Source organism: Streptomyces sp. Ncost-T10-10d (assembly GCF_900091955.1).
GTDB lineage: Bacteria > Actinomycetota > Actinomycetes > Streptomycetales > Streptomycetaceae > Streptomyces.
Genome location: NZ_FMDF01000052.1, coordinates 1 through 5,871, shown reverse-complemented (window position 1 = coordinate 5,871; position 5,871 = coordinate 1). Strand labels below are relative to the sequence as shown.

Here is a 5,871-nt window from a genome sequence, read left to right as displayed (position 1 = left end):
ACGAAGCGGAGGGCTTGGCTGGGGACGATGCATGGACGGACATGGCGGAGGTACTCCTCGCGTTGTCGATGCGTGCTCGATGAGGACCGGTCGGTCGCGGTCAGATCGTGTTGCGGTACGGCGGCATGAATCGCATGCGCGGCATCTGGTCGGCGAGCACTCCCCCGTCGACGACGATGCGCGCCCCGGTGAGGTACGCCCCGGCGTCCGAGGCGAGCAGCAGCAGTGCGCCCACGCATTCGTCGGGCTGTGCGTACCTGCCGAGCGGGATGCGCTCGCGGTACGCGGACTCGAAGGCCTCCCGGTCGAAGGGGAATTCGCCGTCGATGGGGGTCTCGACCATGCCGGGGGCAAGGGTGTTGGCGGTGATGCCGTGCGGGGCCAGTTCGACCGCCAGGGTCTCGGTGAGCAGTTGGGCGGCGGCCTTGGAGGCGTTGTAGTGGGCCAGGCCCGCCTCCGCCACCAGGGCGTTCTTCGACGTGATGGTGATGATGCGGCCGGCGACGGAGTCCGCTGTCATGTGTTCGGCGATGTGCTGGCTGAGGAAGAAGACGGCGTCGACGTTGACCCGCATGATGTGCGACCAGCTTGCGGGGGTGATCTCGTTGAAGCGTTCCAGTGCCGCCGTCCCCGCGTTGTTGACCAGGATGTGCAGCGGTCCTGCCTCGGCGCGTACGGCATCGACGAAGCCGGGCAGCGCGTCGATGTCCGCGAGGTCCTGTCCGTAGGTGCGGACCCGTCGGCCGAGCGCCTCGACGGCCGCCGCGGTCTCGGCGACGCCGTCGGCACCGGGCAGGTCGACAAGAACCAGATCGGCACCCGCCTCGGCGAGCCCGACGGCGAAGGACCGGCCGAGACCCCGGGCGGCCCCGGTCACGACCGCGGTGCGGCCGGTCAGGTCGAAGCGGTCACTGCCGCGGGGCGGGACGGCTGCGGTCATGGCGGGGTTCCTCCAGGCGGAGAGGTACGGAGAAGGGTGGGCCGCCGCGCGGGGACACAGGGTGGGAGCGCGGCGGCCCGGCTGCCGGTACGGCGCCCGGGTGACGAGGGGCGACCCGTGCGCCGTACCGGCAGGTCTGTGAGGACGGCCGGGTCAGCCGTTCAGCCCGAGCAGGTCCAGCGACGGCCGGTGGATGATCTCCTCCACCGCGTCCGCATCCAGCGGCGGCAGTCCGGGGATACCGGGGATGCGGGCGATCTCCCGCAGCCCCTTCACCGAGTCGTCGACCGTCGTGAACGGGTAGTCGCTGCCGAACATCAGCTTGTCGAAGACCCCGTAGTCCTGGACCAGCCGGAGGCTGTGCCAGAGCTGGAAGGGCCGGTAGTGCAGGGCGCTGATGTCCGCGTACACATGCGGGTGCTTGCGGATGACCGCGATGCACTCACCCTCGAAGGGGTGGCCGAGGTGGGCGAGAACCATCCGCAGTTCGGGGTGCCGGATGGCGACTGCGTCCAGGTGCCGGGGCATCGCCCATTCCAGCGGCGCGTTCGACACAAAGGTCGTGCCGGTGTGGACGAGGAGCGGAAGGCCGTGCCGTTCGGCGTAGCCGTACAGCTCGTCGTACTCCTCGGCGGCCGGGTCGAAGCCCGCGTACATCGGCATCAGTTTGATGCCGCGCAGACCCAGTTCCTGGTGGCCGTAACGGAGTTCTTCCTGCCAGCCGGGCTGGGTGGGGTCGAGAGAGAGGTAGCCGATCAGCCGGTCGGGGTGCTGTCCGGCGTATGAGGCCACGGCGTTGTCGTCGACCCAGAGGCCGCTGCGCCGCGCCTTGCCGCCGACGACGATCGTGCGGGTGCCCTCGGGTGCCGTTGCCGCGTACTCCTCCCACTTCACCGTGAGGTCGACCTCGCCCGCGTGGGCGCGGGCGGAGTCGGACTTGAACGGGTCGGTGAAGTCGTGGCTGTGCCGGAAGAGATGCGAGTGGACGTCGACGATCATGTCCGGTTCCGCTTCTCCCAGCCGTCCGCGAACATGTTCCAGAAGCGGTGGCTGGGCGGGTGTTCCTCGAAGACCTCGTCGACGAGCTCGACGCCGAGTCCCGGTGCGGTCGGCAGTCCGATGTGGCCGTCGACGATCGGGAGGGTGCCCTTGAGGGCGTCGAAGACGTAGTCCTCAAGGAGTCCGTCGAAGGTTTCGAGGATCTTGAAGTTGGGGATTCCGAGCGTCGCGTGCACCGAGACGGTGGTGCAGAGCGGCGAGTTGGAGTTGTGCGGGGCCACGAGCATGCCGTGGGTGTCGGCGATCGCGGCGAGCTTTCTGACCTCGGTGAAGCCGCCGGCCATCGAGAGGTCGGGCTGAATGATGTCGACCGCTTCGGTGGCGAAGAGCTGCTTGTAATCGTAGCGGTTGTGGAAGTGCTCGCCGCCGGAGATCGGGAACGCGGCGCGTCGGCGCAGCTCCGCGTAGCGCTCGATATGGGTCCAGGGCATCGGCTCCTCGAACCAGCCGATGTCGAACGGTTCCAGTTCGCGCACCAGTCGGGCGGCGGTCGGCATGGCGAACCGCGCGTGGCCTTCGATGAACAGGTCGACGTCCGGCCCGATGGCTTCGCGGACGGCGGCCACGAGGTCGATGGAGCGACGCAGTTCGGCACGCTCCAGTTCGTGCAGTCCGGGGCCGAACGGGTCGAACTTGAGGGCGGTGAAGCCCTTCGCGACGGTCTCCTTGGCCTTGGCTGCGAAGACCTCGGGCTCGCGCTCGCCGGTGTACCAGCCGTTGGCGTACACGCGTACGTCGTCCCGGCAGGCGCCGCCGGTCAGCCGGTATGCGGGGACGCCGAGCGCCTTGCCCATCAGGTCGTACATCGCCTGGTCGAGACCGGACAGGGCGACGCCGCCCATGTCGCCGCCGCGCAGGAAGTCGCCCTGGTAGACACGGAGCCAGACTTCCTCGATGTCGAAGGGGTCGGCACCGATGAGATGGCGCTGGGCGAGGGCCTCCGTGAGTGCGCAGACCTCGCGGACCCGGTAGGGGTGGGTGATCTCGCCGATGCCGGACAGGCCCTCGTCGGTGTGGACCCGGACATAGCCGAAGTCGCGCCAGGAGGTGCCGAGCATCAGGGTTTCGACCCGGGTGATGCGTCCGGCGGGGCCTGCGGGGCGGGTGCGGTTGACGGTGAGCATCAGCGGGTCGCTCCGCCCATGGTGGAAGTGTTCTCCAGGTCGCGCGCGCCGCCGTCGGCGAGAACGGCCTTGACCGCGGCCTCGGTGCCCTCGATCAGACGGTCCACGTCGGCGTCGGTGTGGGCGTAGCTGATGTGGCTGCGCTTGAGGTTGAGCGGCAGCTCGAACAGGCCGTGGTCGAGGAGTTTGCGGCGGTAGCCGACGAACAGCGAGGCGTCGTTGTTCAGCAGATCCGCGTAGGTACGCGGGGTCTCGCCCGGCATGAAGTAGCTGACGAAGACGGAGCCGTAACCGGTGACGACGGCGGGAACGCCGAGGCGCTCGTACAGTCCGGTCAGTTCGCTGCGGACACGGTCGCCGAGGCGGAAGACGTGCTCGTGGACCGGCTCCTCGCGGAGCTTGCGCAGGGTGGCGAGGGCGGCGGCGACGACGGACGGGTGGCCGTTGTACGTGCCGGCGAAGAAGGCGGGGGCGCCTGGGCGGGTGGAGAAGAGGTCCATCAGATCGGCGCGGCCGCCGATGGCGCCGACGGGGGCGCCGTTGGCGATGGCCTTGCCGAGGGTGGTGAGGTCGGGGGTGACGCCGGAGATCTTCTGCCAGCCGCCGATGTCGTGGCGGAAGCCGGTGATGACCTCGTCGAAGATCAGGACACTGCCGGCCCTGGCGGTCTCCTCGCGCAGTGTGGTCAGGAATTCCTGGTACGGCAGGAGCGCGCCGACGTTGTGCGGAACGGGCTCGACGATGACGGCGGCGATGTCGGAGCCGTGCTCGGCGAAGGCGCGGCGGACGGCCTCGCTGTCGTTGAACGGCAGGACGAGGGTGGCTTCGAGGACCTCGGGCAGGATGCCGGTCGAGATCGGGTCGTGGCTGCCGACCATCGACGGTGCGGAGATGACGTTGAGGCTGACCGCGTCGTGCCAGCCGTGGTAGCAGCCCTGGAACTTGACGACGAGGCGGCGGCCGGTGGCGGCGCGGGAGACGCGCAGCGCGTGGAACGTGGCCTCGCTGCCGGTACTGGTGAGCAGCACCTTCTCGATCGACGGGATCAGCTCGGTGAGCTGTTCGGCGAGGAGGACCTCGCCCTCGGTGACGCCGACGCCCATGTGGCCGAGGGTGGCGCCGGCCTCGGCGGTGGCGCGGGCCACGTCGGGGTCGTTGTGTCCGAGCAGCGGCGGGCCGAACGCCGAGTGGAAGTCGGTGTACTCGCGTCCGTCGGCGGTACGGAACCGTGCGCCGTCGGTTCCGGTGACGACCAGGTCGGTCAGTCCGGGAACGCTGCGCTGACCGCTGTTCACGCCGCCGGGTACGACCTGGCGGGCGCGCTCGGCGAGTCGGGCTCCGGATTCGTTGCCTACCGGGCCTGAACTCATATCGCTTGCTCCTTGCGTCGAGAGTCGTCGGTTTTCGCAGGCCCTGCCCGGCCTGTGAGTCCCTGGCGCCATCCGCCCGGCAGTCGCCGCAGGAAGAGGGTGATCCGTGGTGCTTGGGTGGTGCGGTTTCGCTTTTTCTGAACACTGTTCTGTAGAGCAGAACAGTTCCTGGATATTACGTGCGGCACCAGGGCCGGTCAACCCCTTTTCGGACAGCAGAAGGCCCGTTCCCGGGCTTTCTTCACAGAAAAACGCAACCCGGCCCCCTGGAGGCACTAGGCTGTTCTGCTATGACGAACAGTGCTGCCCCAGAAGAACCGAAGTACTGGGTCAAGAGCGTGGCCAGGGCAGCGGACATCCTCGAGGCGCTCGCCGCCCCCGCACAGGGGAACGGCCTGAGCGTCACGGAGGTCGGCCATGCCTGCTCCATCTCCAAGAGCGCCGCCTTCGGCATGCTCCAGACCCTGCGCGCCTACGGCCTCGTCTCGGACGACGGCGAAGGCATGAACCGCCGCTACCGGCTCGGTATGAGCCTGGCCCGGCTCGGCGACCGGGCCCGCTCCCAGGTGTCCCTGCGCGGAGTCGCCCACCCCGTCCTGCGCGAGCTCACCCGGACCACCGGCATGGCGTCCAGGCTCGCCGTGCCCGAGGACGGCCATGCGGTCGTCGTGGACCAGGTCGAGCTCGACCAGCGCGTCCGGCTCGATCTGCGGATGGGGCAGCGCGAACTGCCGCACTGCACGGGCCTGGGCAAGGCGCTGCTCTCCGCCGTGCCGCAGAGCGAAGCCGCCGCGGTCGTCGAGCGGTTCGGGCTGCCCCGTCGTACGTCTCGCACGATCACCGACCCGGCCACCTTCCTGTCGCATCTGCGCGACATCGCCCGGGTCGGCTACGCCCTGGACGACGAGGAGGACGCCGAGGGCATCATCTGCATCGGAGCACCGGTCTTCGACGACCGTTCGGTGTGCGCCGGAGCCATCTCCATCACCGGCCTCAAGCTCGGCCTGCCGGCCTGGCGCTACCAGGAACTGGGCGGCCAGGTACGGGAGGCGGCGCGGCAGATCAGCGTCTCGCTGGGCTGGGTCGACGACGCGGAGGACGACACCTCCGGCACCGATGCGTCGCATTCCGACGAATTCGGGTCTTGACCGATCGGCGTAACCCGCCGTAGGTTCCCTGCCAACCGCGGTGACGCTCACTCGTCATCGGCGATTCACCCCTTCCGGTTCGCTTCCGGCGCCTGCCCATCGCGTCGTGAACATCCGACGGCCGGACCCTTTTCAGCCATCCGCCTCATGGCAGTCCACCGCAGGAACGCTCCCTCATTTTCGGCACTTCTCGGAAGGCGAAGTCCGCATGAGCGTTCCGCACCCACACA

General features: G+C 69.0%; 5 protein-coding genes. 1 reads left to right on the top strand and 4 read right to left on the bottom strand.

The window, feature by feature from the left end; all coding sequences use genetic code 11:
- Nucleotides 1–100 precede the first annotated feature (100 nt).
- From GA0115254_RS07340 to GA0115254_RS07325, 4 genes are all read right to left on the bottom strand, one after another.
- Nucleotides 101–940, bottom strand: coding sequence for an SDR family NAD(P)-dependent oxidoreductase (locus GA0115254_RS07340; RefSeq protein WP_093894478.1), 840 nt, complete (start codon nt 938–940; stop codon nt 101–103).
- Nucleotides 941–1,093: 153 nt separating this feature from the next.
- A complete protein-coding gene (locus GA0115254_RS07335; RefSeq protein ID WP_093894477.1) occupies nt 1,094–1,939 on the bottom strand; it encodes an amidohydrolase family protein in 846 nt (281 codons plus the stop codon).
- Nucleotides 1,936–3,123 (bottom strand): mandelate racemase/muconate lactonizing enzyme family protein, encoded by a 1,188-nt coding sequence (locus GA0115254_RS07330; RefSeq protein WP_093894476.1) that lies wholly within the window; start codon nt 3,121–3,123, stop codon nt 1,936–1,938. Before GA0115254_RS07330 ends, GA0115254_RS07335 begins: the two co-directional genes overlap by 4 nt.
- Nucleotides 3,123–4,493, bottom strand: coding sequence for an aspartate aminotransferase family protein (locus tag GA0115254_RS07325; RefSeq protein WP_093894475.1), 1,371 nt, complete (start codon nt 4,491–4,493; stop codon nt 3,123–3,125). Before GA0115254_RS07325 ends, GA0115254_RS07330 begins: the two co-directional genes overlap by 1 nt.
- 290 nt (nt 4,494–4,783) lie before the next feature.
- Between GA0115254_RS07325 and GA0115254_RS07320 the strand changes: the two genes are divergently transcribed.
- Complete coding sequence (locus GA0115254_RS07320) at nt 4,784–5,641, top strand: IclR family transcriptional regulator (RefSeq protein WP_093894474.1); 858 nt, start codon at nt 4,784–4,786, stop codon at nt 5,639–5,641.
- The last annotated feature ends 230 nt before the right edge of the window (nt 5,642–5,871 follow it).

Coding starts and splice junctions, on each gene's coding strand:
- GA0115254_RS07340 (WP_093894478.1), bottom strand. CDS start 940: ATGACCGCAGCCGTCCCGCCCCGCGGCAGTGACCGCTTCGACCTGACC.
- GA0115254_RS07335 (WP_093894477.1), bottom strand. CDS start 1,939: ATGATCGTCGACGTCCACTCGCATCTCTTCCGGCACAGCCACGACTTC.
- GA0115254_RS07330 (WP_093894476.1), bottom strand. CDS start 3,123: ATGCTCACCGTCAACCGCACCCGCCCCGCAGGCCCCGCCGGACGCATC.
- GA0115254_RS07325 (WP_093894475.1), bottom strand. CDS start 4,493: ATGAGTTCAGGCCCGGTAGGCAACGAATCCGGAGCCCGACTCGCCGAG.
- GA0115254_RS07320 (WP_093894474.1), top strand. CDS start 4,784: ATGACGAACAGTGCTGCCCCAGAAGAACCGAAGTACTGGGTCAAGAGC.